The organism is Nonomuraea recticatena (assembly GCF_039533245.1).
Taxonomy (GTDB): Bacteria; Actinomycetota; Actinomycetes; order Streptosporangiales; family Streptosporangiaceae; genus Nonomuraea; species Nonomuraea roseola.
Genome location: NZ_BAAATE010000006.1, coordinates 37,515 through 62,146, shown reverse-complemented (window position 1 = coordinate 62,146; position 24,632 = coordinate 37,515). Strand labels below are relative to the sequence as shown.

General features: G+C 70.4%; 33 protein-coding genes. 30 read left to right on the top strand and 3 right to left on the bottom strand.

Annotation, left to right across the window (positions count from 1 at the left end; translation table 11 throughout):
• Window positions 1-317: 317 nt before the first annotated feature.
• From ABFX50_RS14295 to ABFX50_RS14235, 13 genes are all read left to right on the top strand, one after another.
• On the top strand, window positions 318-674 hold the full coding sequence (locus ABFX50_RS14295; protein ID WP_346146607.1) for a recombinase family protein: 357 nt from the start codon (window positions 318-320) through the stop codon (window positions 672-674).
• Window positions 671-2,128 carry a recombinase family protein gene (locus ABFX50_RS14290; protein ID WP_346146605.1) on the top strand — a complete coding sequence of 486 codons (1,458 nt, stop codon included), beginning with the start codon at window positions 671-673 and terminating at the stop codon, window positions 2,126-2,128. The genes ABFX50_RS14295 and ABFX50_RS14290 overlap by 4 nt, the downstream gene beginning before the upstream one ends.
• Window positions 2,129-2,268: 140 nt before the next feature.
• On the top strand, window positions 2,269-2,418 hold the full coding sequence (locus ABFX50_RS14285) for a hypothetical protein (protein WP_346146603.1): 150 nt from the start codon (window positions 2,269-2,271) through the stop codon (window positions 2,416-2,418).
• Window positions 2,419-2,818: 400 nt separating this feature from the next.
• Window positions 2,819-3,790 carry a hypothetical protein gene (locus ABFX50_RS14280; protein WP_346146601.1) on the top strand — a complete coding sequence of 324 codons (972 nt, stop codon included), beginning with the start codon at window positions 2,819-2,821 and terminating at the stop codon, window positions 3,788-3,790.
• A 241-nt stretch (window positions 3,791-4,031) separates the two neighbouring features.
• Window positions 4,032-4,364 (top strand): hypothetical protein, encoded by a 333-nt coding sequence (locus ABFX50_RS14275; RefSeq protein WP_346146599.1) that lies wholly within the window; start codon window positions 4,032-4,034, stop codon window positions 4,362-4,364.
• Window positions 4,365-4,505: 141 nt separating this feature from the next.
• Window positions 4,506-6,341, top strand: a complete 1,836-nt coding sequence (locus ABFX50_RS14270) for a hypothetical protein (protein WP_346146597.1) — start codon at window positions 4,506-4,508, stop codon at window positions 6,339-6,341.
• A 31-nt stretch (window positions 6,342-6,372) separates the two neighbouring features.
• On the top strand, window positions 6,373-8,592 hold the full coding sequence (locus tag ABFX50_RS14265) for a hypothetical protein (RefSeq protein WP_346146595.1): 2,220 nt from the start codon (window positions 6,373-6,375) through the stop codon (window positions 8,590-8,592).
• 262 nt (window positions 8,593-8,854) lie between these two features.
• Window positions 8,855-9,142, top strand: coding sequence for a hypothetical protein (locus ABFX50_RS14260; protein WP_346146593.1), 288 nt, complete (start codon window positions 8,855-8,857; stop codon window positions 9,140-9,142).
• A 19-nt stretch (window positions 9,143-9,161) separates the two neighbouring features.
• Entirely contained in the window at window positions 9,162-10,700 is a 1,539-nt protein-coding gene (locus ABFX50_RS14255; RefSeq protein WP_346146591.1) for a hypothetical protein, read from the top strand.
• A 182-nt stretch (window positions 10,701-10,882) separates the two neighbouring features.
• Window positions 10,883-11,212, top strand: coding sequence for a hypothetical protein (locus ABFX50_RS14250; RefSeq protein WP_346146589.1), 330 nt, complete (start codon window positions 10,883-10,885; stop codon window positions 11,210-11,212).
• Between the two features lie 427 nt (window positions 11,213-11,639).
• Window positions 11,640-12,821, top strand: coding sequence for a helix-turn-helix domain-containing protein (locus ABFX50_RS14245; protein ID WP_346146587.1), 1,182 nt, complete (start codon window positions 11,640-11,642; stop codon window positions 12,819-12,821).
• 213 nt (window positions 12,822-13,034) lie between these two features.
• On the top strand, window positions 13,035-13,448 hold the full coding sequence (locus ABFX50_RS14240; protein WP_346146585.1) for a hypothetical protein: 414 nt from the start codon (window positions 13,035-13,037) through the stop codon (window positions 13,446-13,448).
• A gap of 570 nt (window positions 13,449-14,018) precedes the next feature.
• A complete protein-coding gene (locus ABFX50_RS14235) occupies window positions 14,019-15,374 on the top strand; it encodes a serine/threonine-protein kinase (protein WP_346146583.1) in 1,356 nt (451 codons plus the stop codon).
• 17 nt (window positions 15,375-15,391) lie between these two features.
• On the opposite strand, the gene ABFX50_RS14230 is transcribed toward ABFX50_RS14235, so the two are convergent.
• The 3 genes from ABFX50_RS14230 to ABFX50_RS14220 all read right to left on the bottom strand — a co-directional run bounded on the left by ABFX50_RS14230 (window position 15,392) and on the right by ABFX50_RS14220 (window position 17,526).
• A complete protein-coding gene (locus tag ABFX50_RS14230) occupies window positions 15,392-15,670 on the bottom strand; it encodes a hypothetical protein (RefSeq protein ID WP_346146581.1) in 279 nt (92 codons plus the stop codon).
• A 107-nt stretch (window positions 15,671-15,777) separates the two neighbouring features.
• Entirely contained in the window at window positions 15,778-16,923 is a 1,146-nt protein-coding gene (locus ABFX50_RS14225; RefSeq protein WP_346146579.1) for a hypothetical protein, read from the bottom strand.
• A gap of 114 nt (window positions 16,924-17,037) precedes the next feature.
• Window positions 17,038-17,526 (bottom strand): helix-turn-helix domain-containing protein, encoded by a 489-nt coding sequence (locus ABFX50_RS14220; RefSeq protein ID WP_346146577.1) that lies wholly within the window; start codon window positions 17,524-17,526, stop codon window positions 17,038-17,040.
• Between the two features lie 577 nt (window positions 17,527-18,103).
• Here ABFX50_RS14220 and ABFX50_RS14215 point away from each other — a divergent pair.
• The 17 genes from ABFX50_RS14215 to ABFX50_RS14135 all read left to right on the top strand — a co-directional run bounded on the left by ABFX50_RS14215 (window position 18,104) and on the right by ABFX50_RS14135 (window position 24,268).
• Entirely contained in the window at window positions 18,104-18,550 is a 447-nt protein-coding gene (locus tag ABFX50_RS14215; protein WP_346146575.1) for a hypothetical protein, read from the top strand.
• Between the two features lies 1 nt (window position 18,551).
• The gene (locus tag ABFX50_RS14210; protein WP_346146573.1) at window positions 18,552-18,782 is read left to right on the top strand and encodes a hypothetical protein; all 231 of its coding nucleotides are present in this window, start codon (window positions 18,552-18,554) and stop codon (window positions 18,780-18,782) included.
• Window positions 18,783-18,802: 20 nt separating this feature from the next.
• A complete protein-coding gene (locus ABFX50_RS14205) occupies window positions 18,803-19,369 on the top strand; it encodes a hypothetical protein (protein WP_346146571.1) in 567 nt (188 codons plus the stop codon).
• Window positions 19,366-19,659, top strand: coding sequence for a hypothetical protein (locus tag ABFX50_RS14200; protein WP_346146569.1), 294 nt, complete (start codon window positions 19,366-19,368; stop codon window positions 19,657-19,659). Before ABFX50_RS14205 ends, ABFX50_RS14200 begins: the two co-directional genes overlap by 4 nt.
• 10 nt (window positions 19,660-19,669) lie before the next feature.
• On the top strand, window positions 19,670-20,284 hold the full coding sequence (locus tag ABFX50_RS14195; protein ID WP_346146567.1) for a hypothetical protein: 615 nt from the start codon (window positions 19,670-19,672) through the stop codon (window positions 20,282-20,284).
• Between the two features lie 343 nt (window positions 20,285-20,627).
• The gene (locus tag ABFX50_RS14190) at window positions 20,628-20,855 is read left to right on the top strand and encodes a hypothetical protein (RefSeq protein ID WP_346146565.1); all 228 of its coding nucleotides are present in this window, start codon (window positions 20,628-20,630) and stop codon (window positions 20,853-20,855) included.
• The gene (locus ABFX50_RS14185; RefSeq protein ID WP_346146563.1) at window positions 20,852-21,058 is read left to right on the top strand and encodes a hypothetical protein; all 207 of its coding nucleotides are present in this window, start codon (window positions 20,852-20,854) and stop codon (window positions 21,056-21,058) included. The genes ABFX50_RS14190 and ABFX50_RS14185 overlap by 4 nt, the downstream gene beginning before the upstream one ends.
• Before the next feature lie 37 nt (window positions 21,059-21,095).
• Window positions 21,096-21,389, top strand: a complete 294-nt coding sequence (locus ABFX50_RS14180; protein ID WP_346146561.1) for a hypothetical protein — start codon at window positions 21,096-21,098, stop codon at window positions 21,387-21,389.
• A gap of 11 nt (window positions 21,390-21,400) precedes the next feature.
• A complete protein-coding gene (locus ABFX50_RS14175; RefSeq protein WP_346146559.1) occupies window positions 21,401-21,787 on the top strand; it encodes a hypothetical protein in 387 nt (128 codons plus the stop codon).
• The gene (locus tag ABFX50_RS14170; RefSeq protein WP_346146557.1) at window positions 21,774-22,103 is read left to right on the top strand and encodes a hypothetical protein; all 330 of its coding nucleotides are present in this window, start codon (window positions 21,774-21,776) and stop codon (window positions 22,101-22,103) included. The genes ABFX50_RS14175 and ABFX50_RS14170 overlap by 14 nt, the downstream gene beginning before the upstream one ends.
• The gene (locus ABFX50_RS14165) at window positions 22,100-22,594 is read left to right on the top strand and encodes a hypothetical protein (protein ID WP_346146555.1); all 495 of its coding nucleotides are present in this window, start codon (window positions 22,100-22,102) and stop codon (window positions 22,592-22,594) included. The genes ABFX50_RS14170 and ABFX50_RS14165 overlap by 4 nt, the downstream gene beginning before the upstream one ends.
• On the top strand, window positions 22,587-22,781 hold the full coding sequence (locus tag ABFX50_RS14160) for a hypothetical protein (RefSeq protein ID WP_346146553.1): 195 nt from the start codon (window positions 22,587-22,589) through the stop codon (window positions 22,779-22,781). Before ABFX50_RS14165 ends, ABFX50_RS14160 begins: the two co-directional genes overlap by 8 nt.
• A gap of 66 nt (window positions 22,782-22,847) precedes the next feature.
• A complete protein-coding gene (locus ABFX50_RS14155; RefSeq protein WP_346146551.1) occupies window positions 22,848-23,009 on the top strand; it encodes a DUF7196 family protein in 162 nt (53 codons plus the stop codon).
• On the top strand, window positions 23,006-23,218 hold the full coding sequence (locus tag ABFX50_RS14150) for a hypothetical protein (RefSeq protein ID WP_346146549.1): 213 nt from the start codon (window positions 23,006-23,008) through the stop codon (window positions 23,216-23,218). Before ABFX50_RS14155 ends, ABFX50_RS14150 begins: the two co-directional genes overlap by 4 nt.
• A complete protein-coding gene (locus ABFX50_RS14145) occupies window positions 23,215-23,568 on the top strand; it encodes an Acb2/Tad1 domain-containing protein (protein ID WP_346146547.1) in 354 nt (117 codons plus the stop codon). Before ABFX50_RS14150 ends, ABFX50_RS14145 begins: the two co-directional genes overlap by 4 nt.
• 16 nt (window positions 23,569-23,584) lie before the next feature.
• On the top strand, window positions 23,585-23,719 hold the full coding sequence (locus ABFX50_RS14140; RefSeq protein WP_346146545.1) for a hypothetical protein: 135 nt from the start codon (window positions 23,585-23,587) through the stop codon (window positions 23,717-23,719).
• Window positions 23,720-23,824: 105 nt separating this feature from the next.
• Entirely contained in the window at window positions 23,825-24,268 is a 444-nt protein-coding gene (locus tag ABFX50_RS14135) for a hypothetical protein (RefSeq protein ID WP_346146543.1), read from the top strand.
• Window positions 24,269-24,632 lie beyond the last annotated feature (364 nt).

Genomic DNA, 24,632 nt, shown 5'->3' with positions numbered 1-24,632 from the left:
GATAATCGAGTCACCGAATATCCCGCCGTCGTATAAGTGGGGGGCGCTCGGGTGCCCGGGTGCGCGGCCCCGGGTGGGGCCGCCGGTCAGGAAGGGACGTCGCGGATGTGGTGTGTGGCTGACGTCGGTCCTCTGCCGTCGCGCGGACGACAGGCTGCCTCCAACCATCAGGGGGACAGATGACCCGCAATGCTGATGGCCTCCACACGGCTCTGAGTGCGCCGGAGAGCGGCGAAGCCCGGTCTCCGGGCCCGCTGCCTCATGACGGCGTCCGATGGGCGCTGTACGCGCGATCTGGGGGCGGCGACGGTGAGGCGGTGGCGGACCAGTTCGCGTTCATGTCGGCGAGCGTCGCCCGCTTCGGCGGCGAAGTCGTCGCCTGCTTCTCCGATCTGGGCCGGCCCGGCGACGGCCTCCTGGCGCTGACGCAGGCCGCCGCGCGCGGCCGGATGGACCGCGTCATGGTGTGGGGACTGGAGCCGCTCGGGCGGCAGAACGCCGACCTGGTCGCGGCGTTGACGGGGCTGCACGACCACGGGGTGCGCGTCACCCTGGCCGGGACCGGCGAGGAGGTCACCGGCGCGTTCGTCGCCGCCTCGGTCAGTCTTGAGGCCGCAGGCCTCGACGCGGCCCGCGCGCGGGCAGCTCGCCGTCGTCGCGGCGAGGCTCCATGAGTCTGCTGCCGTATGCGTCGCTGGAGCTCGGCTACACCGGGCGGGTGTGGGGCATCTATGTGCGCATCTCCCTGGACCGGTTCGGGGCGGGGATGGGTGTGCTGCGGCAGGAGACCGAGGTCCGCGAGATGATCGCGCGGCTTGATCCGGCCGCCCGGATCCTCTGCGTCTACAACGACAACGACATGTCCGCCAGCAACCGGCGCAAGAAGCGCAAGGACTACGAGCGGATGACGGCCGATATCGAATCAGGCGTCATCAACGCGGTCGGCTGCTGGCATTTGGACCGGGTCACCCGGCGAAACATGGAGTTGGAATACCTCTGCGAATACGCGGAGCTGAAAGGCACCCTCTTCGCGGCCGTCCACGGCGACATCGACCTGCGCACCTCCACCGGCCGGATGTCCGCGCGGATGCACGCGGCAGCCGCGCGGCGGGAGGTCGAGGGAAAAGCCGAAAGGCAAAAAGCGGCGAACAGGCAAAGGGCACTACGAGGCGAGAGTTGGTACGGCGGGATGCGTCCCTACGGCTATGACAAAGACCGCAAATCCGTTGTGGAAGAAGAGGCGCAGGTCCTGCGTGATGCCGCCCAGCGAGTCATCAACGGCGACAGCCTCCGCTCGATCGTGGTCGACCTTGACCGGCGCGGCATCCTGACGTCGACCGGGAAACCGTGGCAGGCGGTCACCCTGCGCAGGGCGCTGCAGAACCCGCGGATCGCCGGCTGGCGCACCTCCGACGGCGAGAAGGTCGCCCGAGGCGACTGGGACCCGATCATCAGCGACGAAACCCAGGCCAAGCTGGTGGCGATCCTGGGTGACCCGGAGCGGAAGAAGGGCGGCGGCGGCGGGACCGCCGCCCGCAAGTACCTGCTGTCGGGCGGGTTCGTGGTGTGCGGCAACCCCGGCTGCGGCAAGCCGCTGCAGTCGCAGCCGTCCAACGCGGGCTCGCGCGGCTACGTCTGCCGCAAGGCTCCGCCGGTCGGCGGGTGCGGCCGTATCCGGGTGGCCGCCGAGGCGCTGGAGCAGGAGGTCGCCGCCCGCGTCCTGTCCCGGTTCGCCTCGCCGGCGGTGGCGCGACGGCTGAAGGAGGCCATGACCGCCCAGTCGGAGACGGCGATCCTCGACCAGATCCGCGAGTACGAACAGCGGATCGAAGAGGCCGCCGCCGACTACGCGCGCGGCGAGCTGTCGAAGATGGCGCTGAAGTCGGCCGAGCGGACCGCCGACGAAGAGATCAAGAAGCTGCGCGGGCAGATCTCGCACACCAACCGCATGTCGAACCTGCCGGAAGGGCTCCTCCCGAAAGAGCTGGCCGAATGGTGGATGCACGCTCCGCTGGACCGGCGGCGCGACCTGATCGGCGCGGTCCTGGACCACGTCGCGGTCGGCCCGGTCACCCGGCCAGGCTTCCGCGAACTGGACCAGGACCGGCTCAACTGGGTGTGGAAATGACGGCACGAATCCGTCCCGGCTGCCGCGAATCCGCCGTTTCCGCTGCACGCCCGTAATCGTTCGTTTACTCTGGGCGACGTCGATCCTGGGAGATCGCCCATAGGGTTGCCCTCACCGCACCATGCTTTACGGGGGTTCCTTTGCAAGACGTCGAGCGCCTCGCCGACCGTATCGCCGAGCTGGTGGCCAGCGAGCCGGTCGAGGAGATGAGCGACCAGCAGGTGGAGGAGGCGGCTCGCGTCTTCGCATCCGAAGACGGGCCAGAGCCCGCCTACCCCGCCGTGGCGTAACCCGTAAGGGGACGCCGCCGATCGGTTCCCTCACGGGTGCCGGAGCACGACACGCTGAAGGCCGCAGAATCCGCGCAGGGATTCTGCGGCCTTCCGCATGTCCAGCCCCAGACGGTCGCCGACGTCGCTGTCCTGTACGGCAACTCTTGTCACTGTTCGACATCGAGGCGTACGGTAAAAATTGCGGAGACTGTGCTGGAACACCGGACAGCACGCAGCGTGACGCGCTGAAATGACCCGACGCCACGGCCGGCCGCGCCGCAGCCAGGCCCCGCCCACTCCACGGGTTCGTGGGCCGTCTGCCCCGGCCGCTGGCGCTCCCCCCGCCCATCGAACAGGAGGCCGACGTGCCGGACCGCCCCCCGCACCGCCCGCCCGTCACCCACCCCTTCCTGGCCCGGTGACCAGCCGCGCCGACCGCCGCCGACGTCCCGCCTGGACGATCCGGCAGGGCGACGTCATCCACGACACTCTCGCCCCGATGCGCGTCACCGGCTGGCACTCCCTGCAGCTGTGCGGCGTCACCCCCTCACGCGTGCCGATGCGGGTCACGCACCCGCTCGGCCGCCAGCTGGACGTCACACGGCTGATCGACGTCGACGACCCTGACGAGAAAGACACGCTGATGACCAACCCCAACCTCGCGTTCATCGCGATGAGCACCACCGGCAGCTCAGCCGACTCGCACGAAATCTGGGAGCTTTCGGTGCAGCTGCGCCTCGACGTGCCCGGCAGCCGCGACGTCGTCTGCCACTGGCAGCTGCCCGTCGCCGAACTGCAACGGGCCGACGGCCGCGCCCTGCACGAACTGCGCTTCTACGAGCGGTACCGTGGCCAGCCCCAACCTGTCGCCCTGGACGTCGAGCTCGGCAGCCACCGCCCCATGGTCATGGCCGACATCGCCCGGCAGCTCGCCGCCTTCCTCCTGGACGCCCACCCCGTCATGCTGCACCCCGAGCACGACCAGCCGTTCCTGGCGGCGTTCCTGCGCCGCCAGGGCCAGCCGGCCGCGTGGAAGCCGGCGGTGCCGGTCACCGCGCTGGCGGCCGGAGCCGCCTACGGGTACGCCGCCGGCTGGAACCGCCACGTCGAAGTCGTCCAGCCGGACCTGTTCGGCGACGACGGCGCCGTCTCCGCCTTCACCCGCCGCATCGACACCAGCGGCTACGGCATGCCGTGGCGGCCCGTCGACCTGGCCAAGGACATGGGCTTGTCGCCGTCGGCTTACGCCGACCCCGTCTCGGCCGCCGGCCGCCTCGACTTGACGGTGCAGCTGTGGGACGCCGTCGTCCAGCCGCTCGCGCCGCTCGCCGCCCCGTCGGCGGCGGCCGTCGCCGAGGCCTCGACCGCGGTGATCTCGCTGGCGTCCTAACCCGGTCTCAGGCGGAGAGAGGGGCGCAGTCCGACCAGTCGGGGGCGGCCTGCGCCCCTCTCCTTCCCCGAATCACATTGCGAAAAGTCACCACGCATGTACCGTGTGTAGCCAGCTACGCGCAGGGAGACAATGCCCAACCGGCTCCCTGTACCTCAATGCGCGCCTGCGCCAGCTCCGCCCCCACGGACCGTGGCCACGCGGATGACATATAGACAGGGGAAGTCGAGGAGAAATGCTCATGATCCCGTGGACGGTGAAGTTCCGCGACCTGGACGTCCGCCCCGAAGAAGTCCGGGCGGTCAGCTACAAGCTCACCCACGAAGGACGCATCCTGTCGTTCTTCGACGAGCGGGGCGGCGAAGTGTTCGCATGCCCGCTGGAAGCCGCGATCTGCTGGCTGCCCACCCTCCCGCAAGCCTCTGACCTGCGCGGGCCCGTCTCGTCCGTGCCGTCGGCGCCCTCCGGGCCGCCTCACGCCGGCGGCGACTCCCGCCCCAGCATCGAGCAGCAGGCCATGGCCGCCGCCGCCAGAAGCGGCCAGCTGGAAGGCAGGCTGGTCGCCTCCGCCTGACCGGCTGAGGCTCACGTCTCGAAGGCCCCGCGTTCCCGCGCCGGAACGACGGGGCCTTCTGCGTGCAGAGCTTACGACCGCGAACAGTCGATCTCCATCAAGTAGGTGTGTAGTATGCTGCAGGCCTAGGAGGAGACAGTGATGACTGAATCCCATGATGGTTATGCGATAGGGGAGCCTCCAGAAGGGGCTACGGTCCGCCTGCCCCGCAAGTCCCGACCCTCATCCGAGCGGGCGACAGCGCCCCAGCCCCAGCCCCCGCCTCCGCCGAACCCGCCCGCCGACTCGCCCGGCGGCGACATCGTCGAGGTGCCGCACTTCGACTACCCCGACGACTACGAGCCCGCAGACGACCTGCCCGACGGCGAGGTCATCGAAGTCGACGACGACGACGACGAGCCCGGCCTGCCCATGGGCCAGCTCGCCATCGTCGGCGCATCCACGGTCGTCCTCGGCGGCTGGGCCGTGGTGGAGTACCTCGGCGCCGCCGCCCTCCTGTGGGGCGGCGCCGGCACGGCGGGCGCGGCGGGCGCCTACGGCTACTACCGCTACCGGCGTGACCACCCGCAGCCCTACCGCAGCCGCAGCCGCAACGGCGGCAGCTACAGCGGTCGACGCCGCGGCGCGGGCATGTCCGGGCTCACCTTCGGCACCGGCGGCACCGGTCGAGGCACCCGGCGCCGCATGCAGCTGGGCGGCAGCGGCGGCGGACGCCGCAACACCGGCAGCTCAGGCGGCGGCCGCAGCCGCAGCCGCACCGGCCCTTCGCCGCTGCTGTCGGCGCTCGGCTCCTCCGGCCGGCGGGGAACGCGTTCGGGGCTGTTCGGCGGCCGCCGCCCCGGCGGCACCGCAGGCACGCGCTCCCGCACCGGACGCAACCGTGGCGGCGGCGGGGGCGGTGGCGGTGGTCGGGGAGCTTTCCGGCCCCGAGCAGGAGCCGGAGGGCGCGGCACACGGTTCGGCTTTCCTCGAGGCGGCGGCGGCACCCGCGACCGTCGCAGCAGACACGGCGGCGACGGTCGGGGCGGCGGTCGGGGCGGCGGGCAGGCGGGGGATCGCCGCTCCTCGTCCAGGCGCTGGCGCAGAACTCGCCGCGCCGGTCGCCGCCTGCGCTCCACCGGACAGCGAGCCCGCGCCTACGGCCGCGCCCTGAACGCCGAGTGGACCCAGGCCGCCGGACACGTCGGCCGCCGCGCGGCTGTCATGGCTGGCAGGCGCGGCCGTCGTCTCGCCCGCTGGGGCGCCAGCCGAGGCCGCCGCCTCGTCCGCTGGGGTGCAAGCCGAGGCCGCCGCCTGGCCCTCTGGGTCGACCGGCGTACAGGCCAGCGCGTCAGCAGCACCTGGCAGGCGGTCCTGGCCGGCGGCTGGCGCAACGCCCGAGACGGGCTGCGCGGCCGCTACCGCGGCTGGGAAGCCGACCTGCTGGCCGCGCTGATCGGCGCCATCGCCTGGGCTTCGGGCCCCGCCCGCCGCTGGCATGCCTCCCGGCACCAGTCCGAGACGGCCGCCGACGAGCACGACCCCAAGCCGGGCGAGGAGCAGCCCGCCCCGCGCCCCACCCCGCTTCCGGTTCCGGCGAACCCGCCGGCACCGCTTCGCCTGACCCGGAGGTACAGCATGAACACCCGCGTCCGCGGCGGCCAGTCCCCGCTCGCCGCGATCTCCCAGGAAATGATCGCTGCGATGGCCTCCTACTGGCCCGTCGACATGTGGGACGTCCACGAGGACCTCAAGCAGCTCGACCAGGTCCCGCTCAACATCGCCGCCGCCTTCCAGCTGTACACGAAGAACCTGCAGGGGCATTACCCGATCAACCCGCAGATCACGGCCATGTTGTTCGAGCTCTTCCAGTCCCTCGCCAAGACGTCGGCCATGGCCACCCAGATCGCCGTGGCCTTCCGCACGCTCCACGAGAAGGACATCGAGCGCGACGAGAACCCTCGCGTCAACGAGGCCGCCTGGAACGTTCGCCGCTGACCTGCCGCACAGCGAGACCGAAGGGGGGCCAGTGGCCGCCAGCTCAACCAAGCGCAGGACCAACTGGTCCCCAACGCCCAAGGGGCCGATCGCCGGATCGGCCATGGGTTTCCTCGGGATCGCCGCGCTGTCAGTCATCGGCCAGAAGGTGCCCTTCGAGCCGCTCATCCCCGCGGTGGCAACCGGCGTGTGCTGTGTCGGCAGCATCCTGCACTCGGCTGACATCGGCGCGCACACCCCCACCCTGCTGTACCGGCTGCTGTGCGTGCTGGGTGCCGGCAGCTGGCTCACCTACACGATCTCCATGGCGGAGGGGCTGCCCAAGACCAGCGTCACCTGGCTGGGCCTGGGCGTCCTGACGGCCGCCGTCACCTCGCCGTTGTTCCGGCACAAGGGCACCACCGCCAGGGCGGGCCGCGGACCCAAGGGCGCCGTGCTGCACCGCAAGACGGCGGCGCTGGCCGCCGAGTGGGAGCAGCGCGTCTGGGCGATCGCACGCATCCAGATGCAGGTGCTGTCGATCCGCTGGTGGGACAGCAAGGCGGGCTACAGCATCACCGGCTTCATGTACGGCGGCGCCACCCGGAGCCAGCTCTCCCAGTTCCAGGACAGCCTGGCCTCCGACGCCGGACTGCCCGACGGATGCGGTGTCGAGGTCGACAAGCGCGAACGGGAGGGCCGCCGCAACGAGGTCATCCTTCACGTCTCCACGGTCAACAAGCTGACCGAGGACGTGGAGTGGGACCACAAGCTCGAAATGACCTCCTTCCACGAGCCGAAGAAGCTGGGCAGCTTCCGCGACGGCTCCCCGGTCCTGATCAGGATGCGGTCAACCTCTGGCCTGGTCATCGGCCAACGCGACTCGGGCAAGACGACCGTCCTGCAGGGCATGACCTACCGGGCGATCATGTGTTACGACGCGCTCGGCTACCACCTCGACCTCAACGGCGGCAGCCTCTCCCAGCCCTGGCTGCAGCCCTGGCTCGAGGGCGTCACCGACCGGCCCGCCATCGACTGGGCCGCGTCCAACCTCGACGAGGGCCTCGCGCTGGTGTCGTGGCTGCTGGACGTCGCCAAGGACCGCAAGCACACCTACCGCCACCTGAAGATCAAGCACAGCACCTCGCGGATGCCGATCGGCACGGGCGCCGCCGGCGAGGGACCGCCCGCTCTCACCCTGTTCCTCGACGAGGGCGCCGAAGTGCTCGCGCCCGGCATCCGCGACCCTGACCTGCGCGAGCTCCGCGAAATGATCGAGGAGCTGCAGCGGGTCGGCCGCGACGCCGCGGTGAACGTCATCGCCTCGGCGCTCCGCGCGACCCAGGACACCATCGCCCCCAACATCAAGCTGCAGTCGACGTTCCGCGCCGGCATGTTCGTGATGGACGAATCCGAGCTGAACTACTTGTTCGGCTGGAAGGCTGCCATCTCCACCGACGACCTGTACGGCGCCGGCACCGGCTTCGTCCAGTCCAAGGAGTTCGGCACCCGGGCGTGGAAGGCCGGCAATCTGTTCCCGGAGGGCCTGGAGCCGCACGACCCGCGCTTCAACATGGTCGGCAAGGCCGCGATCTACGTCGCCAACCACAGGCCGGACGTCGACGCGCCCGCCGCCGCCATCGGCGGCCGCAACTACGCCGAACGGCTGGAGCGCATGCGGGCCGCCTTCACCCGCTCCAGCGAGGTCGCGCTGCGCGACGACGAGCAGCCCCGCGCCGAAGGCACCGCGGCTTCGCCGGTCGCCCCGCCAGAGCGGCCCAGCGTGACGCTGACGGCCGCAGCTGCGGCACCGGGCGGGCGGCCGCACCTGACCGTCGTACCCGACAACCCCGACCAGTGGCCCAGCCCGGCCGACATCGCCGCCCAGGCCGCCGGCACCCGCATGTTCATCACCGACCCCAGACAGTCGCCCGAGACGACGTGGACGGCCGAACAGGTGCCCTCCCTGGCCGCCGTCACCGGCGGCGGCCAGGGCTTGCCGCCCGTCCTGGTGCGCTGCCTGGAGGCGTTCGCCCAGGCGCGCGACGACCGCATGCACTCGGCCACGCTCGCCGCGGTGCTCGGCATCAGCCAGGAAGTCCTGGCCGAACTGCTGCGCCCGCTCGGCATCCGCACCCTGCCCAACGCCTTCTCCCGGTCGGGCGTCAAGTTGCGCGGCTACGCGCTCGAAGACTTCGAGACGGCTACGGAACGTATCCGATCCGGGCAGCTGCAGGTCCCCGAGGAGGTGGCCGGATGGGGCGCCGCGTGACTGCCACGGGGGTCCATGGGTCCACGTGGCACGTCCACGGGGGTCCATGGCACCCCGTGGCCGTCCCCACCAGCGGAAACGCTGCAGGTGTGGGAGGTGTGGCAGTCCACGACACCCCTCGGGTACGGCCCGCGAACCCCCGGGACCCCCCACCCCTCCCCGCCTGCCACGTGGATCCACGCCTGCCACGCCGAGCCAACCGCCCGGCCATCACCACCCCCGCGCTACCTGTCACAGACCGTCACCGGAAGGGGCTCCCGCGATGAGCCGCACGATCCCGAACCACCCCGAACTGAGCGGCCGCCACCTGGCCGCAGCCTGGCTGGAAACCGTCCTGGCCGTGGCAGCGACCGTCGCCTCCGCGATCACCGCTGTCCGGGCAGACGGCATGCTCGCGCTGCTCCTGGCGCTCCTGCTCGTGATGGCCGCCCTCACCGTGGCGATCACGTCGGTGCTCTACGCCGTCACCCGTTCGCCCACCCCGCGCATGCTGCGCCTTCTCCGATACGCGTGCGCCGCATGTGCGTGCGTCGCTTTCATGGCCCTCTGACCTACCCCCGAGGATCGAGATGCTCATACGCAAGATCACGCCTGAGGAAGCCGAAGCGCGTCGGTTGCGTGCGCTTGCCGACGCCGCCGAGGCGCAAGCCCGCATCGACCGGGCGAACGCCGACGCTGCCGCCGAGCGGGCGCGTGCGCACGCCGCCGAGACGCATGCGCACGCCGAGGCAGAGAAGGCGAACGCTGTCGCCGAGAAGCGGCGGCTCCGTGCCGAACTGGAGCTGGCACCGCTGCGGGATGCGCACGCCAAGCTGCAGGCCGAACGCGCGCAGGAGGACCGTGCGCAGGCCGAGGATCGGCGTGCGCATCAGCACGAGCTGATGCGCCGGGCGCGTGCGGCCCTGACCGGCCGCACGTTCGTCACCCTCGCCTTCGCCGGCGTGAACGGGGTGGCGATCTGGGGCCAAGGCAAGGCGTACGGCGACACCTGGGACGCCTGGTTCAAGGCCGGCGTGCTGGAGTGCATCGCCCTGGCCGTCGGCTGGATCGGCCACCAGGCGCTTATCAACGGCCGTCCAGCGCGCGGCAAGCGCATCGCCAGCTACGTCATCGGCCTGTACATGGCCGTGGTCAACTACAGCGCGTTCGCCGAAGGGTGGATGCCTACGGCGCAGGCCGCGGGCGTGGCGCTGTGCAGCCTGGTCTCGCCCTGGCTGTGGGGCATGTACTCCCGCCACGTACATGCGGACAAACTGGATGATGCGGGCGTGGTTCCGCAGCGCGCACCCGACTTCCCGCCCTTGCGCTGGGCTTTCTGGTACAGGCAAACACTGGCCGAATATCGCTGGGGCGTGCGCGTCGGTGAGAGCGACTGGCGAAAGTGCGTTGCGGGCTGGGCGCACGAGCAGGAGGAGATGCGCACGGCGGCTCAGGCCGAGGCCGAACGCGTGCGCCTGGCGGCCGAGTCCGAGCAGGACCGCGTGCGCATGACAGCGGAGCGGGTGCGCACGGTCGAGGAGCGGCAGTGCACGGGTGCGCTCCTGGACGACGTTCGCGCCGACCTCATGCGCGCCTACGGCCACCTGGCGACCGCGGACGTGATCGCGAATGCGCTCCTGGGGCCGCCCACCCCCGCACGTTCGCTCGGCCCTGCGAACGGGGAGCAGCCCAGCGGCCGGCACCATGCGCCCGATCCGCACGACCACCCGCGGGACCCGCACGACCCCCACCCGAAGGATCCGCGCGGCGGCGAGTCCGACCCGCCCAACGAAGACGATGGCGATGACGACAAGCTCCCCGCGCTGCCGGGGCTGCCCGCACCGGAGGAGCTGGAGCACCTCGACGATCGGGAGAAGCTGGTGCGCGCACGGTTCACGGTGTGGCTGGCGCGCCAGCAAGGCATCGACTTGCGCGGCCGCGGTGCGGAGCTGGCGCGGGCCTACGTCATGTCGCCCCGCTGGGGCCAGAAGAGGGTGGCAGAGGAGACAACGCCGCTGTTCGCCCTGAAGGGCCAGGTCGTCAAGGAAGGGGAGGACGAGCGCGAGGACGAGGAAGAGTACGACGACGAGGACTACGACGGCTCCGAGCGCCAGGAGGCCACGCAATGACGCCCCCCGAGACGTACGCCCGCGGAGCTGCCGGGACCTCCACCCGCCCGGCCGGCACCGCCGCCAGCTGGGCGGCCGGTGAACGCTCCAGCTGGAGCGGGCGGCAAACGGCCGTTCTTGCCTCAGTCATGGAGCGGTGACGGGGCGTGGTCGCAGTGCAACCCTTCCCCTACACTTCGATCATGTCGCAGCCGCATCACGAGCCGTCACCGGCCGACTGGGCCGAGGCTCTGGCATCTCTCCGGCGGCGCTTGGACAGCCGCGACGCGGCCGACCTGGACTTGGCCGACCTCTACGAGAAGGTCCGCCGGCTGCTGCTCACACCCGACGGCAGATACCGGGAGGGCTCGCGCGGCGAGGTCGAGCGGCGGCTGGGCATCGGCAGGTCGGCGCTGCGCTACATCGAGAAGAGCAACCCGGAGCGGATGCGCAGAGAAGTCCACGAACGCCGCCAGCGCGAGGAGCAGGAGCTCGCCCAGCACTTCGTGCCGCGCGAGCACGGCGAGTCGTAGACGCCAGCTGAGACGGTCGTGCGTAGAGTCTGCTCGTCAGTCGCCACGACACCCCGAAAAGTGGCCCGGGGCCTGGGACAACGCCCGCAAGCGTCACCACCACGCTGGTTCCCGGCCCCGGGCCGTCGCCGTGCTCAGAGGTCTGGGAATGCGTACGGCCCGGCGTCCACCAACCCCCTAGCTGGTCGATGCCGGGCCGTACGCGGCGATCCTGACCAGGAGCGCTCAACCCTCCCGCACGGGACGTGGGGATGGCCTCAGGGTAACTGCCGTCACTGACACCCGGAAGCCGCCGATCGCGCTCTCGCAGGGCCTGCCGGCGCTGCTGCTGGCCGCGGGCGGGTAAGAATTTCGTGACCGACCCCGAGACTGAATGAGCCCCGCACCTTAGCCTGAGATTGTCTACGTCACAGGAAAGGGCGGGGCTATGCCCGAAAGTAGCACGACGGATGACCTTCCGGCACGTGTGCGCGAGGTGAGGAAGAGGCGCGGTCTCAGTCAGCAGGAACTCGCCGATTTGGCTGGTGTGTCGAAGAGTCTGGTGACCAAGCTGGAGCGCGGCATCTACCCGGAGGTACGGCTGCACACCGTCCGTAAGATCGCGTCCGCGTTGCATGTCACCACCGGCTACCTGGTCGGCGGCAAGGGAGACACCGAGCACGAGGCCGAGCCCGACCGCGCGCCCTGGGCGCAGACCTACCGCGCGCTGCTGGGCCTGCTGCCGCAGCCGGAGGAGGAGCCCACCGTAGACGGCGTCCTCGGCAGCTTGACGGCGTTGCGTCCGCTGCTGGCCGACAACCGCTACAGCGACATCGCCGAGCTGCTGCCGCCGCTGCTGCGCGACGCCCAGGCGCTCAACGGCATTGGGCGGGCGGCGCACTCCCGGGTTCTCAACACGACCGGCTGGGTGCTCACCCAGACGCGCCAGTTCAGCATGGCCGAGCCGACCTTGCACCGGGCGATCGACCTGGCCGACGACCGGATGGACGCGGCCGCCGCCGTCAACACGCTGGTGTGGCTGCACCTGCGGCAGGGCCACCTCGAGGAGGCCCGCAGCTTGGCGACCCGGTGGGCTGACGACATCGAGCCGCGCTTCTCGCGGGCGACCACCGTCGAGCTGACGGTGTGGGGCCGGCTGCTGCTCGGCATCTCCAACGCCGCCGTCCGCGACAACCGGCCGGGCGAGGCTGATGACGCCATCAAGCTGGCGCGCGCCGCCGCCACGCGCATCGGTCACGAGACGCTGTCGGACACCTCGACGACCCGCACGTTCGGCCCCATCACCGTCAGCATGATCGCGGCCGAGAACGCGGCCATCATGGACAAGCCCGACCGCGTCCTGGCGATCGCCGAACGCATCCCCGCCCAGGTGCCCTACGCGCATTCGGCTTCGCGCAACCGGCACCGGCTCGACGTCGCCGCGGCGTTGTCGGCGACCAAGCAGTACGACGAATCGTTCACGGTCGTGCAGGATCTCAACCGGATCGCCCCGGAGTGGTTGCGGACCCAGCGGTACGGCAGGGACATCGTCGCCGGGCTCGTGCAGCGGCGCCGCACCCTGTCGCCCAGCATGCGGCAGCTCGCCGACGCGGTTGGCCTCTCCTACTGACACCCCCTGTGACCAGGGGGCCATCACAGCAAATGTCACTTCCGGTGATCGCCAACTCAAAGTGACAGTGACGTGCGGTTTCTCGCGGCCTACGGTCGGAATGTGTTTCACATCACAGACCGGCCGCCCGCGGTGGGGCTTCCCCCGCCGGCCCGTGGCGCAGGCCGGGGGACCTCCGCGGTCCTGACTAGTCACCGTACGGAAGCCGACACGATGCCAACTTCACAGCAGCAGCCCGACCTCGCGCCGGAGGGACCCCCTAACCCTGCGGACCTGGTCGAGCAGCTCATCGTCGCCGCCGAGAAGCGCGGCCTGAAGGTCACGCGGATCGCGTCTGCGGTTCTGCAGTTCCGGCAGCTGCCCGACTACAGCCACCTCGACGACACCGAACGCGTGCTGGCCGAGCAGATGTTCAAGGGCCTCATGCAGTACGTGGTCCTGCTGCCCGACTCGGATAAGAGCCAGGAGAACGGCAAGCCGCTGCACCTGGCCTGGTACTGGTGGTGGCGTGGAGAGCGCCTGTCACGCCGGACCGACGAGATGGAGCGGCTGGCCGACGCGAGCGCGATCGACGAAGCCGCCGACAGGATCGCTCGTGTGCTCGCGCTGCTGCCGTCCGAGGTGTGAACGTCGCGTTCCTGCCGCGTCCGGGAGCACACGGTAGGGGCGTGATGAGCGAGGGGGCGGCGCCCTGGGGATCTCCCAGATCCATTCCGTGGTGCGGGCAGGGCGTCGCCCCCTCTTGCTTGCTATTCGTGACAGGCGCCGACTCCGGTTGCCACCGGAATCGGGAAATCTCCTTCATCTCCATTCGTGCAAGGCCTGTGCTGCCAGCGGAGAGCGCCCAGGTCTTGCAGGGCCCAGGCGGTGCCGGCGCCGCAATGCCACCGGGCCCAGGCCCCCACCGGATGCCGGTGGGGGCCTTGCCACGTCCACGCATCCGGGCGCGTCCGCAGGCTTCGCCTGGCACCCCCACGACGCTTACGTTCAAGAGGTGACAAGGTCGTGACGTGCGCCGTGTCGCGGGCATGCTCGGTCGGGTGAAGCGGATCAGCCGGGGGTCACCACCTGTAGATAGCGCGCGATGACCGCCGCCTTCGTATTGCGCACCAGGTGAAACAAACGGGCATGCACCGATGATGACGGCTTGTACCCTGATCAACTGTTCGAGCCAAGCGCGATGGCGGGAGACGGGGCATGACTTCGAGGCTGGCCGGTGATGTGGTCGGCGGTCGCTACCGGCTGGCCGCCGAGCTGGGGTCCGGTGGTTTCGGGCGGGTCTGGCGGGCCCGCGACGAGACCCTCGACGTGGACGTTGCGATCAAGGAACTGCAGCTGCCGACAGGATTGCCGGAAACCGAACGAGCCGAGCGGCTGGCGCGCGCCACGCGCGAGGCCCGCAATGCCGCCCGGTTGCGCAAGCACGACGGCATCGTCGCGATCCACGACGTCGTTATCGACGACGGCCTTCCTTGGATCGTCATGGAACTGGTCGACGGCTGCTCGCTGAGCGAGCACGTCATGCAGCACGGACCTCTTCCGGTGGGCAGGGCCATCGCAGTCGCCGTGGCACTGCTGAAGGCGATCGGCGCAGCACACCGGGAAGGTGTCGTGCACCGCGACATCAAACCGGCCAACGTCATGCTCACCGAGAACGGGAAGGTTCTGCTCACCGACTTCGGGACCGCGATCCACATCACCGACACCGCACTGACCGCCACCGGGATGTTCATCGGCTCGGCCGAGTACACGGCGCCCGAGCGGTTGCGCGGCAGCGACGGCCTTCCCCCCGGGGATCTGTTCTCCCTCGGCGTGACCCTGTACCAGGCCGTCGAGGGCGTCTCACCGTTCCGCCGCGATACCCAGGAAGCGACGTTGGCCGCAGTGCTACTGGAGGAGGCCCCGGCGCCGCGACGAACCGGGCCGCTCACGCAGCTCATCATCCGGCTACTGGACAAGGACCCGGGCCGCAGGCCGACGGTGGACGAAGCATTAGCCATGGCAGGGGGTATTGCAGGTGAGCAGCCCGCAACCACGGTCCGCGTGCGGCGCGACACCAAGATCCTGCCGACCCGGTCGAAGAAGTGGCCGCCCGTTGGTGTTGCCGCGCCGATGGTGTTCATGTTGGCGATTGCGGTCATGACGGCGCTCGGCGTCGCCGGACTCCCCGATGCCGGCGAAACGTGGGAGCACTTTGAGAAATACGCGGACAATGACGTGCTCGGCCTCGCCGTAATGATCGCCGCCGTTGCCGATGTCGTTCTCGTTGGCTTGGGGTGCGCCAGTTTCGCGCGGTTCCTGCCGGCGAACGTCGGCAAGATCGTCACTGCTGTCGTCGGTGTCGCTGGGCTCGTCTTCGGCTGTGGCGCGACCGCTTTCGCCTTCCACGGCGCTGGCGAGATCTTGGGGAACGCGACGGAGCTCTCCGGGCGCGAGTCCGCGACGGTGCCGCTGGCCTTGATCAGCATCGTCGTCCTCGTCGCTGTCGGGTCGGCCTGGAGCTCGCAACTCCTCGTTCGACGCGAAACGATCAAAGGTCGAACACGATCATGATCGCTCGCACGATCCGATCAGCGTCGGATGGCCAGGCGGCGCAGAGCCATCGACGCGTCGTACCGGTTGGAGACACCGCCCCACCATGGGTGTCTGTGGATCTGCTCCACGATCCGCAGCCTCTCGGAGCGCGCCTCGAGGAGATCTGCCTGTCCTTCAGGGTCAGGATCCGCTTTTCCCTCCAGGACAGCGAGGGGAGAGGGGAGGGCGGCGGAGATCTTCCCGCAGCGATCGTCGAGCTGTAGGAAGTCGCGCTCGAGTTCCAGCAAATCGGCAGGCACGTCAAAATCAGCCATCATTCCCCCAGGTCGCGGCATCTGAGCTGATTTTACGATTCGCCCGATGCGGTGCAGAACCTTGGCCGCGCAAAGGAAGCGTCCTTCCTGTGCGCGGCTGGGGTTGCTCAGAGGCAGATGTCGACGTCGAGGATCGGAAGGTCTACGCCCACGTCGACCAGGTCGCAGTCGCGGCTGGCTGGGCTGTTGCTCGGTGTCGGTTGCGGCGCGGGAGGCCGCGTCGACTGGGGTGTGGGCGACTCCTGCGAGGCGGGCGGCCTGTCAGTGCGGGACGGTGTGGAGTCGGGCGGGGAAGCGCGGGAGGGGGACTGCGACCAGTTCGGCTCGCTGGGTCGCGCCGACCGAGTCGGCCGGCTCTCCTCGCGATCTTTGCTGGGGGACGCTGTCGGCTTGTCGGGCGACGATGACGGGGGCGGGGAGCGTCTCGGCGGCCGGGTGGGCCGGGTGTCGTCGTCGGCGGGCTTCGCGCCCTGCGTCGCGAGGGGCGACGTCTTCAGGTCCTGGGGTGTGTGCGGGGGCGCTGAGGAGCGCCGTTCGGAGATGCTCGGCGTTGGGTTCGGCGTCCAGGCCGTTAAGGAGGCGTCGCCGCCGGTGGGCAGAGCGGCCGCGCTGGGATTGTCGGCCTGCGGGGGCCGGTGAGGTTCTGCGGCGGAGGTGAGCGTCATCGCTGTCGCCGCGATGGCGCCGATGACCACGACAGCGGCCGCGACTTGCGCCGGGCCGCGCCGGGTTCGCTGCCACAACAGCCCCAGGGGGAGGGGCAGTACCGCGCCGCTGCGTAGCATGCGCATCGCCGCGCGGACGGCGGTTCGTGAATGCTCGGTGTTGATCACTAGGGTGGCTGCGCTCACCTGGACGGCCAGCAGGGTGGGGTCCATCCGTCGTAGCTGCTCGCCCGGCTGGGTACAGGTGTCGGCGGCGTCGAGGAGCTCCCGCCAGACGGCGATTTCTCGTGCCGGGTCGGCGCGGCCGAGCGGTTGTATGACCGCGGTGAGCTTGTGGGCGCCGATCCGCAGGTCGACCACGTGCATGTCGGTGGCGGGGGAGCGCATCGTGTGGCACAGCTCGATCGGGATTTGGTGAAGGCTGAGGGCCGCGTCGAGGGCTCGTTGCAACCCTTCGATCTCGTCGTGGAGGTCGAGGCGCCTGGTCAGGTCGCTGACGGGCTTGGAGTCGTGGCGAAGGGCCTGGAGACGGCTGCTGACCTCTCGAATGAGTTCGCGCAGGGTTTTCCTGTCGTCACTTTCTGTCACCGAAGGACCGCCTGATGTTTGCAGAGAACGCGGAGGGATTAAGGGGGGGTCCGTTTACCTCACCGTTCAAATGCTCACCCGGACAAGCGCTTGGCAGGATGTGAGATGAAACGGTTACATTGCGCTACGAATCGTCCTTACGTGAGCATGACTCGCACTGTCGAGACTCGGTCGGTCGGCGGTCCTTTTCACTGCCAGGTACAGCTGGACGATGGCCATGCGCTGCTCGTCAGTCAGCGTCGGGTCGGGCGTGTCCCACAGATGCTGCAGGACCGGGTCGTCGGGGAAACGCTGTCGCGGTGACGGCTCCGGCGCGCGCTCGTCGCCGTCGCTCTGCTCTCGGACCGGGCCCTCTGTCGAGGCAAGGGTGGGCTGCCCGCCGGCGAGGACCGCGGCGGCGCTGTCGGAGTTCCAGCCGAGCACACGCTCAACCGCGGCGTAGGTGAGCTCGCGCACGTGCTTGCCGGCCTCGACGCGGCTCCACGTGATCGGGCTCATGTGCGCCGCCTTGGCGGCGGCGTTGATCGACAGCCCGAGCGTGAGACGCCGCTCTCTGGTGGCTTTCGCCAGCGCGGCGTAGTCGGGGTGCGCGTCACGGTCCACGCGCCCAGCATGACAGACCATAGGTCGCCATAGGTACATGCCGAAGCATTGCGGATCGGCGACAAAGCCGTGGCTGTCACAATAGAAGACGCTATTTCTATATCGACCTATAGCGTTCTATGGGGATGGCTGGCATACTCGCCCCAGTGCGCCGCCGTGGATCTCCCAGGATTCGCCCGGTGCGGACGGCGGCGCACCCAAGCACCCCGGCCGCCCCCCCCAGGCGGCCGTGAACGGCCTCGCCGGCCGGGCCCCCAAGGAGGGGGAGGGCTCGGCCGGCGAGGCGCGGCGCCCACGCCCGCCACGCCGACGGCGAGGACGCCGCCCCTGCGCCGCAGCCTCCAGGGGCGGGCTGCGCAGCGCGGAGAGAAGGTGTCGAACGGCCGGACCCGGGGGTCCGGGCGTTCGACATTCCCGCCTCTGACGTGCGTTTTCAGGCCGAACCCTCCAGTCGTCATGCATGGAAACGCTTGCAACTGTACCCCTATATGTGTAGCGTAAGAATTGCAAGATCGTGAAGCTCGGCAAAGGGGCACGCCAGCCGCAGCCGTCCACGCCGCCACGCAGAAAGGGCAGCATGCACGCCACCGAAAAGCTCACCCCGACCATCGGCGACGCCGTCACCATCGACGGCCAGCCTGGCGTCCACCTGGTCATCCTCACCGGCGCAGACCTCGCCACCGACAGCCCCGCCCACGCGGGCTGGATCCGCGTCCAGCAGATCTGGGACGGCGCCGGCCCCAGCCACCAGTCCTCAACCGTTCACGTCGACGCCACCGCCCTCGTCCTCGGCGGCTACATCGACGCCCAGCCGGACGGCGACCCGCCCGCCACCGCTGGCTGCCGCCTCACCGCAGGCCGCGGCAGCGACATCGTCATCCCGCGCAACGCGGCCGCCCACGCCTCCGACGACGAGATCCTCGACGCCGCCCGCATGCTGCAGGCCGCTGCCGGGTTGAAGCCGGATGCCCGCCTCGTCGAGCGGATCCCGACGGGCTGGCGGCCGGCCGAGGCGGACCGCTGACATGAGCGCCGTCGAACCGTCCCAGCTCCGGGAGCTGAGCGTCCGGGCCGCCGCGCTGGCCGACGACATCGCCGCGACCGTCGGCCGCCTGCCGGAAGACGAGCGGACTTGGCGCTACGACGACGCGCTCACCGACGCGTACGTGCTCCAGCACCACCTGGACAAGGCCGCCGCCGAGCTGGCCGAGCAGCGCCAGCCGCCCCCGGCCGCCGACCGGAACCCCACCCGCTGACCTGTGGAGAGGACCAGCGCATGATCGACACCGCCAGCATCCATGTCCCCCTGTACGCGGCCGACCGCTACCAGCTGGAGGTCGCCGTCATGGGCGACCGCCGCTACCGGCTCGCCCTGCTCGACACCACCGGCAAGGTGCTGAAGATCACGATGGGCGTCCACGCCGTCGACCTGGACGAGGCCGTGAAGACCCTCGTCGCCCGCCAAGACGCCGAAGGCCCCGACGACCACCCGGCAACCCATGCCGCACGCGTGGCTCTCGCCCTGACCCGCCTGCGCTCCAGCATCGGCAGCGACATCAGCCACGACGGCACCGCCGACTACGCCACCGTAATCGGCCACCTGGCATACGGCTCCGATGTGCTCACCAGCGCACTCGCGGACCTCTCCACGGTCGCGCGAGCCCGCGGCGACCACGCCAAATCCGGCCCGTGGGGCGTGGCCGCCCACCGGGTAGGCCACGCCCACCAGCACCTCGCCGCCGCCTCCGGCTGTATGGACACCGCCGCACAGCAGGCAGCCGCCGGCCGGGCCGACCGCCCACAGCCCGACCGCGTCGAGGCCACTGACAGGCGTCGGCCGTGACCACCCGTACACCTCCGCGGCTGCGGCGGCTCCTCCTGGCCCCCACGCTCGTCCTCGCCGGAATCGGCCTCATCGCCGCGGTCCTCGCCACGACAGCCGTCGCCGGTGCCGCCCTGCTCGCCTACCTGCGCATGTCCGAACCCGCCGGCCTGATCGTCGCGGTCGGCGTCATGTTCGCCGGACTCGACCTCATCCGCTCCGGCGTGAAGAACACCCGCCCCAACCCCGAGACCCTGGCCATCCTCGCCTGGGTTCTGGCCGCAGGCGTCCTCGTCCTCGTCTCCCTGTAAGGAGCCCCCGATGGCGGTCACCGTCAACGAAGCGACCATGACCAGCGACATCACCGACACCACAGCCGCCAGGATCTCCGCGCCCGGCGAGCCGGACCTGTGGACGGTGACCGGGCGGCACAGCCTGTTCACCCGCAACCAGGCGATCACCGCCATGATGATCGCCGAGCATCGGGCCGCAGACGGAGACGACGACAGCCCGCACGTCGCCCAGTGGGAGCAGGAACTGCTCGTCCCCATCATCCCTACCGACCGCTGGGCGCTGCTCCAGACGCTCAAACTGGCGACGGCAGCGGTGAACGAACTCCCGCGCTACCCCGAGGTCGTCGACGTCGACGCCGCCATCAGTCATGCGGGCCAGAGCCGTGAGCTGCTGGCCGCGCTCGCCGAAGCCGCCGACAACCTGACCCGCGCCGCCCGGCGCGTCGCAGACGTCACCGAGGAACTGGTCGACGCCGACGCCGGCGAGTGCGGCCGGTGGTGGGAGCACCTCGAGCGGCAGGCGCGTGAAGGCGCTGGGCAGGTCCAGGGCGGCGTGAGCACCTGGCGTCGCGCCAGCCGAACCGCCGAAGACGCCCAGGACCGCCTCATCCGCCTGCGCGGGCAGCGCAAGCCCACACGCTAACCGGCGGCACCCGCTGCCGGTTCCGTCCGACCCGGGAGGAGGTGATCCGGATGATCCGTACCCGCAGCACCGAGCAGGAGTTCGGCACGGGTGAGTAGGTAGCGCAACGCATGCCCTCGGCCTCCCCACGGCCGAGGGCATCGCCATGTCCGGAACAAACTCCTTGAGGAGGGGTGGCGACCGACGGTCACCTCACCCCCGGCGAGGGGCCCCTGCAGGGTTGCGGATAGCGATGAAGTCATGGCGAGTCATAGGGCGGACAGTGGGGATCGTCTCCCGCTGGCTCGATAGGGTTTCAGGTACCGCCACCAGGGAATTCGGGGAGTCCTCCATGCCTCAAGCCATGCCTGAAAACGTTCGGCCGCCACGCCGTCCCGCCCTGCCGCCGCGACCCACCGGGCGCACCCGTCTGCTCCTCCTGGTCGCCGTGGCGGCGGCCTCCGCGGCCGTGCTGGTCTACTCCATCTACGTCACCGTCTCCGAGATCGTCGCCGGCTACACGGCGCTGTTCGCGCTGGCGCTCCTGGCCAACTGCAGCATGCCCGCAGACGGCGGCTTCTACGGCGGATGACCGGCCCGCACGCGAAGTATCTGGCGCCGTGCACCTACGTGACCGTGGTGGACGGCGCCGCCCGCCGCTGCGGCGACACCCCGACGCGCCGCTTCCTCAACGGCTGGTACTGCAAGGCCTGCGCCCGCCGCTGGCAGCACGTCGTCGCATCCTGGACCAACCCGGCCCCGCCGCATCCCCAGGACACGGCAAAGCAGCCCTGACCTGCGCTTTGTAGCCGTATGGCTACAGTCGATAACTGTGCCCATACCTCTTGTGCTCGCCGTCCTCGCGATCGTGTTCCGGGTCACGAGGTTCCTGAACGCCGACTATCTGGCCACGCCGCTGCGCGAGTGGGCCGACCGCCGGTACGGCCCCGAGTCGCGCGTCGCCTACCTGCTGGGCTGCGGCTGGTGCGCCTCCATCTGGGTGGCCGCCATCGTCGTGCCGGTCGCCTACCGCTACGGCGAACGCCGCTGGTTCCAGGCGGCCGCAGCCATCGCCGGCGCCTCGTGGCTGTACGGCATCGCCGCCACCCAGCTGGACGACTACTGAGCCGCCAGCCGATGCCGCCGACCCCGCCGCCGGCACCGCCTTCGCCGCCGCTGTCGGCCGAGGCCGACGACCCGGCGTGCGTCGCCCTGGCCGCCAACGTGGCCGTGATGCGCGCCCTCGAAGTCGCCGGGAAGCGCCTGCTGACGCGGGACCGGCGCTCGCAATACCAGCACCTGCCCGCCTGGCGGCTGCACACCGAGATCCCGGCCCGCGAAGACGACCTGGACAGGCTGCTCGTCGACGCCTGGACCTGCCTGCAGCAGGTGCTGCCGCACCGGCACGACCTGATCCGCGTCGTCGACGAGTACGTCCGCGACCTGCTGCGCTCCGGCCTCGCCCACGAGCCGCACTGGCTGCTGCGGGCCCTGCAGAGAGGAGACCACCGTGGACCCCGGTAGCGTGCCCGCGCAGCCGCTGTACACGCTCGGCGGTGCGCAAGCGGAACTGGACCGGCTCGAATGCGCCCGCCACGGCCACGACATCGAGCACATCGTGGGCGGGTTCTTCCTGCAGCCGAAGGCGGCCTTCTGTGCCCGCCGGTGCGGGCATCCCGGCTGGGCGATGATCCCGGCCGACCAGCCGAACCGGTGGCGGGACCTGGCCCCGGTCATCGCCCGCGCGCTCGCGCCGTTCCCGTCGGCGCTGGACGCCGTCAACGCCGCCGTCGAGCTGGCTCTGACCGCCCCCAGCGGAGAGTCTGGGAGTGCCTTGTGACCGACTCCCAGCGGCGGGTCCAGCGTCGCCTGCATGACCTGCTCCGCGAGGAGCTGCTGGAGCTGTGGCACGACCTGGCGGCCGCCCACCGGCGCAGCCGCGCCAGGCCGCCGCGGCAGTCGCTGGAGTGCCGCCGCCTGATCCGCCGCATCAAGGCGATCACCCGCGTCAGCGGGGCGACCGCGCCCGGCAACATCGGCTTCGCGTTCCTGCTGACCGGCCTCTACCAGGAGATCCACGAAGAGCTCGGGTTGAACGTCGCCGTCGACGAAGGGCTGTTGCAGCACGCCCGCGACTTCGTCGCTGGCGGACGGCTCGCGCTCGGCTACCCCGAAGGGCTCCTGGAGGAGAACCGCGACCAGCGGATCTACTTCCTGCGCAAGGGCGAGCGCATCTTCTACCGGATCGCCAACCGGACCGGGACGCTGCCCGGCCGCTTCGACCGGCTCGAAGACGCGCGCGCCGTCCTGGAGGACCTCGCCGATGAATGACGAGCCGCCCGCCGCGCCGGAACCAGGCGACACGCTGCCACTCGGCCACAGCGAGTCGGCGCACCGGCTGCTCGGCTGGTGCTCGCACTGCCCAGGCCGGTCAGCGGCCGCGGAGGTCGTCGCCTGGCGCTCCTGGGCCATCACCTTGCTGCACACGGTCGACGAAGGGGTGTGCAGCGGCGCGTGACCCGCCGACGAACCAGACCACTCGCGCGGCCAGCCGGCCGCAGCCAGCAGAAAGTGAGGAACCGCCATGGGATGCGGCTGCAACAAGAGGAAGCAGAACGTCAACAAGTACGTCGTCGTCTACAACGACGGCCGCGAGAGCGAGCCGTACACCACGGCGCACGAGGCCGACGCCGAGCGGCGCCGCTCCGGCGCCGCCGCGCCGGTCAAGGTCGTGACGGGGCAGTGACGACCAAGCCCTACCTGCTGCCCCTGATCGGTACGGCACGGCTGCCGATCTATCTCGGCATCGGCGGCCAGGTGCCGCCGACGCATGTCGCCGACGTAGAGATAGGCGTCGACAGCGAGGGCCAGCCGACGACGCCGCTGCTGGAACAGATCCCGGGCGTCCTGCGCGACCTCGCCGACCGTTACGAAGACCTGAAGGAGCCTCGGTGACAGACCTCCACGACCAGATCGACAGCTGGTTCACCTTCCACCCGCCGGCTTCGGAGAAGCGGCGGCAGGCGCACATCGCCGTCCGGTCGGGATGCCGTGATCTGGCGCATCTGCTGGCGGACACGGTCCCGCCCGGCGACGAGCTGCTCGCCGCCGTCAAGGGGCTGCGGCAGGTCGCCATGTGGGCGAACGCGGGCCTGGCGCTCGCCGCCGACCCCGACGCCCCGCCGGAGGGCGGCGACCGCCGACCCGGCGTCGCCGCTGCCGCCCCCGGAGCGAACCTGCTGGCCGACCCTGTTGTGAAGTGCCCGGCCGTATGTCCGTGCAGGCCGCCTGGCGGGCCGACGTGACGGCCGGGGAACGGCGGTGACCCGGTGGGCGCGGGCGTGGCTGTTCGTCCAGCTGTACCTCGTGCCGGGCAACGAACTGCGGTGCGGCTGCCACTGGCATCACCGCTACGGCGTCGTGCGCGCCATGGGGTGTCCCAAGCATGACCAGTGATCCGGGCGGCGACGTGTCGCGTCCCGCATGGCGACGGCCGGGAAGCTGGTCGACACAGGCACCCCGTCAGTTGCTATCCGACACATAGTGTGTGATGGTATTGCTATGAGTGCGGATGGGAAGACGAAGGCGCTGAACGCCCTGCGGGCCGCGCACCAGGCCAAGATCGAGGCCGAGGACGGTGTGACGCAGGCGGTGGTCGACGCCCGGCACGTGAAAGCCGCCTGGCAGCGCATCGCCGACGAGCTCGGCGTCGCGCAGCCCAACGCGGTGCGCAAGTACAAGCCGCACCTCGCCGAGCGCGCCGCACTCCAGAAGTGGGAGGGCGAGGCCGACCCGGCGACGCCGGCGTTGGTCGCGATACGGCACGCCGTGCGGGCGCTCGAGGACGCCGAGGAGGCGGAGCTGAAGGCGGTGGCCGAGGCCCGCAGTGCGGAAGTCACCTGGAGCGACATCGCCGACGCGGTCGGCATGAAGCAGCCGAACGCCGTAGCCAAGTACCGGCCGAAGCTGACGGTAACCGTCCAGGTGGAGGTGGCGGCGAAGTAGCTGCGGCATTGTCGCGCCCCCAATCCCGGCAAGGGGGCGGGGTGCTCTGCCGGCCCGAGTACAGAAAACCCCACCCTGATAGAGGGTGGGGTTTAGCCACACCAAGACAGCGGCGCACTGACCCTTTATGTCCGCTCTCTGTGTCGAGCATGTGTTTCGTCCGATTGAGATCGTCCATAACGTCAGATTGGAGGCCTTTCATGAAGGAGGACCGCCATGCGCCGTACCTCACACCTTCAACTAGCCGCCATCACCGCAGCCAGCTCCCTTGCGTTTAGCGCGCCTGCAGCTCAGTCCTCAGCGCAGGCACCAGCTTCAGCGGCTGCACGCCTAACACCGGCAGGGACTCAACAGCAGTGCGAGC